This window comes from uncultured Caulobacter sp. (assembly GCF_937900395.1).
Lineage (GTDB): Bacteria > Pseudomonadota > Alphaproteobacteria > Caulobacterales > Caulobacteraceae > Caulobacter.
The window spans coordinates 1-4,052 of sequence record NZ_CALCDX010000126.1 but is presented as its reverse complement, the minus strand read 5'-3'; the positions used below and the strand labels follow the sequence as shown (position 1 = coordinate 4,052).

General features: G+C 67.0%; 5 protein-coding genes. 1 reads left to right on the top strand and 4 read right to left on the bottom strand.

Annotated elements, in window-relative coordinates; translation table 11 throughout:
- From atpA to Q0379_RS10620, 4 genes are all read right to left on the bottom strand, one after another.
- A partial coding sequence (gene atpA / locus Q0379_RS10635; RefSeq protein ID WP_299008127.1) for a F0F1 ATP synthase subunit alpha occupies window positions 1-1,058 on the bottom strand: 1,058 nt, incomplete at its 3' end.
- Window positions 1,059-1,107: 49 nt separating this feature from the next.
- Window positions 1,108-1,662, bottom strand: coding sequence for a F0F1 ATP synthase subunit delta (locus tag Q0379_RS10630; RefSeq protein WP_299008124.1), 555 nt, complete (start codon window positions 1,660-1,662; stop codon window positions 1,108-1,110).
- A gap of 180 nt (window positions 1,663-1,842) precedes the next feature.
- Window positions 1,843-2,082 carry an acyl-CoA thioesterase domain-containing protein gene (locus tag Q0379_RS10625; protein ID WP_299008121.1) on the bottom strand — a complete coding sequence of 80 codons (240 nt, stop codon included), beginning with the start codon at window positions 2,080-2,082 and terminating at the stop codon, window positions 1,843-1,845.
- A 154-nt stretch (window positions 2,083-2,236) separates the two neighbouring features.
- Complete coding sequence (locus tag Q0379_RS10620) at window positions 2,237-2,572, bottom strand: hypothetical protein (protein WP_299008119.1); 336 nt, start codon at window positions 2,570-2,572, stop codon at window positions 2,237-2,239.
- A gap of 331 nt (window positions 2,573-2,903) precedes the next feature.
- Between Q0379_RS10620 and Q0379_RS10615 the strand changes: the two genes are divergently transcribed.
- On the top strand, window positions 2,904-4,052 hold a 1,149-nt coding region (locus Q0379_RS10615), incomplete at its 3' end, for an acyl-CoA dehydrogenase family protein (RefSeq protein WP_299008116.1).

The window sequence follows — 4,052 nt, the reverse complement described above, 5'->3', positions numbered from 1 at the left end:
AGGAAGATCTGGCCGTCGGTGATCGAGATCACGTTGGTCGGGATGTAGGCCGACACGTCGTTGGCTTGGGTTTCGATGATCGGCAGAGCCGTCAGCGAGCCCGAGCCGTTGTCTTCGTTCAGCTTCGCGGCGCGTTCCAGCAGGCGCGAGTGCAGGTAGAAGACGTCGCCCGGATAGGCTTCGCGGCCCGGCGGGCGGCGCAGCAGCAGCGACATCTGACGGTAGGCGACGGCTTGCTTGGACAGATCGTCATAGATGATCAGGCCGTGCAGGCCGTTGTCGCGGAACCACTCGCCCATGGCGCAGCCGGCGAACGGGGCCAGGTACTGCAGCGGGGCCGGCTCCGAGGCCGAGGCCACGACGACCGTGGTGTACTCAAGCGCGCCGTGCTCTTCGAGGGTCTTGACGATCTGGGCGACGGTCGAGCGCTTCTGGCCGATGGCGACGTAGACGCAGTAGAGCTTGGCGCTCTCGTCCTTGCCGGCGTTCACGGCCTTCTGGTTCAGGATGGTGTCGATGGCGACGGCGGTCTTGCCGGTCTGACGGTCGCCGATGATCAGTTCGCGCTGGCCGCGGCCGACGGGGATCAGGGTGTCGATCGACTTCAGGCCGGTCTGCACGGGCTCGTGCACCGACTTCCGCGGGATGATGCCCGGGGCCTTCACGTCGACGCGGCGACGCTCAGTGTATTGGATCGGGCCCTTGCCGTCGATCGGCTCGCCCAGCGGGTTGACGACGCGGCCCAGCAGGCCCTTGCCGACCGGCACGTCCACGATCTCGCCGAGGCGGCGGACTTCGTCGCCTTCCTTGATCTCGGCGTCAGCGCCGAAGATCACGGCGCCGACGTTGTCGCGCTCGAGGTTCAGGGCCATGCCCTTCACGCCAGCCTTCGGGAACTCCAGCATTTCGCCGGCTTGGACGTTGTCCAGGCCGTAGATGCGGGCGATGCCGTCACCGACGGACAGCACCTGGCCGACGTCCGAGACGGCGGCTTCCTCGCCGAAGTTGGCGATCTGCGACTTGAGGATGGCCGAGATTTCGGCGGCGCGGATGTCCATGGTCTTCAGGGCTCTCTGCGATCTAATCTTTTAGGGCGCGCTTATACGCTCAGGCGCGCTTCAGGGCGAATTTCAGGGAATCGAGCTTCGAACGGAGCGAAGCGTCGAAGAGACGCGAACCGACGCGCACCTTCAGACCGCCCAGCAGGGACGGATCGACGCGCGTGGAAACTTCGGGGGTCTTGCCCAGGGCTTGGGCCAGGGCGGTCTGCACGCCCTTCAGCTGGGTGGCCGACAGCGGCGCGGCCGAGACGACCTCGGCGGTGACGACGCCGCGGTGCTTGGCCGACAGCTCCGTGAAGGCCGAGATGGCGCCCAAGAGGTCGCCGGTGCGGCCGTTCGAGGCCACCAGGCCCAGGAACTTCGTGGTCAGCATGTCGAACTTGGCCTTCACGGCCACCGCGACCAGGCCCTTGCCCTTGTCCTCGGCGGAGAAGGCGGGGCTTTCGATCAGGCGACGCAGATCGGCGCTGTCGGCGATCATCGCCTTCAGACTCTTCAGGTCGGCCTCGACCTTCGCGAGGTTGCCGTTCTCGATCGTCAGTTCGAACAGGGACTGCGCATAACGCTGACCCGCATCCGTCGCCTTGGTTTCGTCCGCCACTTGGTATCCGCCCGGTGCGTTGCAAATGGCCGCGAACAAGAAGGTTAACCCTTATCGCGGCTTAAAGGCTTGAGCGCGCTTGAAAAAAGCACATGGACGGTCGGCGCGTAAACGCCGCCCCGTCCGAAGCCGCGCGCCTGATAACACGGGCTTTTCGCAGTCGCAACCAAGCGGGCGCGATCAGTCGCCGGCGCGGCGGAATACAGCCGAGGCCGAGGCCGCCAGGCTGCCGTTAGGGCGCCTTAGCTCGCCCTGGGCGAAGACCAGGCTGCGCGTCGCCCGCTCGACCCAGGCCCTCCGCTCAAGCGCGCCCTCCTGCGCCTCCGCGGCGAAGTCGATGGTCAGAGATGTGAGAGCCGCTCCATCGCCGGCGATCTCGCGCAGCGCGGCTTCCAACTGGGCGGAGAGACTCGTGTCCATGGCCTAAACTCAATCTGAGAACCGTAAAGAAAAAGAGGCGGCGGAACGCTCCGCCGCCCCATGAAGGCGAATGCTCGAGGAAACAGCCAGACGGGCCGGAGAAACGGACAGCCCAATGCGTCTGGGTAGGCTAGTCAGAGCCCAGGAAGGCTCCCTACTTGGCCGAGGCCAGGGCGGCGCCCTTGGCCGAGGCGTTGCAGCGGGTCAGGTCGTCGGCGTCCAGCGAACGGCTTTCGCCGCCGAAGGCCGAGACGCGACCCACTTCCTTGGCCAGCGCCTTGCAGGCGGCGGCGGTGAGGGCGCGGGACGGCGCTTGGGCCGAAACGCACTCGGAACCTTCGCAGACGAAGACGGCGCCGCCGGCGACCACCTTGGTCTTGGCCGGGACGGGGGCGTCCAGGGCGGCGGCGATGCGGCCGTCGGCGAAGGCCGAACCGGCGAACATGGAGACGGATACGGCGGCGACAGCCGCCAGGGTGCGGAGCTTCATCAGAAAGCCCTCCGGTGTTTGGGGAGTTGCGGTCAGATCGGTGATCGGTGGGAAACGCGTACTGGCCGCTCGGAGCCGGGGGATGACAGGCGCCGGTATCCCCACCGGTGCTTCGGATCCGAACTAAGCATCGCTTAGATAACAGTGATTACAATTTGCGCAAGTGGATTTTCGTCCGGCCTTCGACATTTACGGAAAACGCCAGTTTTGGGCGACGGCGGCGAAAGGCGCGCGAAAACGGCCAGCGCCGCCCGTTCCGTCGGGGCACGATTGGCCGGCCCGGCGACAGGCGTACTCTCGCTCACCAACGACAAAGACGTGCGAGGGAGGCTTGGCCATGGACTTCCAACTGCCGCCGGAGCTGACCGCCTATCTGGCGGAGCTGGACGCCTTCATCGAGAAGGAGATCGCGCCGCTGCAGGCGCGCGACGACAACCAGCGCTTCTTCGACCACCGCCGCGAATGGGCCCGCACCGACTGGGACGCCGGCGGCCTGCCGCGCCACGAGTGGGAGGAACTGCTGGGCCAGGCCCGCAAGCTGGCCGATCAGGCGGGCCACTACCGCTACGCCCTGCCCAAGGCTTACGGCGGCCAGGATGGCACGAACCTCGGCATGGCGGTGATCCGCGAGCATCTGGCGTCCAAGGGCCTGGGCCTGTTCAACGACCTGCAGAACGAGCACTCGATCGTCGGCAACAATCCGTTCGTGCTGATGATCCGCGACTTCGGCCGGCCCGACCAGCAGCCCCTGATCGAGGACATGCTGGATCGCGGCGCCTTCCGCCCGACGTTTGGCCTCACCGAGCCCGATCACGGCTCGGACGCCACCCACATGGAGACCCAGGCGGTCCGCGAGGAGCGTCACGGCCAGCCCGGCTGGCGGATCGACGGCGAGAAGATGTGGACCACCGGCATGCACGCCGCCACCCACTGCTGCCTGTTCGCCCGCACCAGCGGCGAGGACGGCGACGCGCGCGGCATCACCGCCTTCCTGGTCCCGGCCCACGCGCCCGGCGTGAAGATCGAGGAGTACCTCTGGACCTTCAACATGCCGACCGACCACCCGCGCGTCAGCTTCACCGACGTCTGGGTCCCGGACAGCGCCATGTTCGGCCCGGAAGGCGGCGGCCTCGCCCTCGCCCAGCACTTCGTGCACGAGAACCGCATCCGGCAGGCGGCCTCCAGCCTGGGCGCGGCGGTCTACTGCATCGAGGAGAGCATCAAGTACGCGCGCGCCCGCAAGCCGTTCGGCAAGGCCCTGGCCGAGAACCAGGCCATCCAGTTCCCGATCGTCGAGCTCTCGACCCAGGTCGAGATGCTCCGCCTCCTGATCCGCAAGACCGCTTGGGAGATGGACCGGATGTCCAAGCCGGAGGTCGAAAAGCGCCTCTCGGACAAGGTCTCGATGTGCAACTACTGGGCTAACCGGCTGTGCTGCGAGGCCGCCGACCGGGCGATGCAGATCCATGGCGGCATCGGC

Excerpts from the sequence above, each read along its gene's own strand:
- Q0379_RS10625 (WP_299008121.1), bottom strand. The coding sequence starts at position 2,082 with ATGGACACGAGTCTCTCCGCCCAGTTGGAAGCCGCGCTGCGCGAGATC.
- Q0379_RS10620 (WP_299008119.1), bottom strand. The coding sequence starts at position 2,572 with ATGAAGCTCCGCACCCTGGCGGCTGTCGCCGCCGTATCCGTCTCCATG.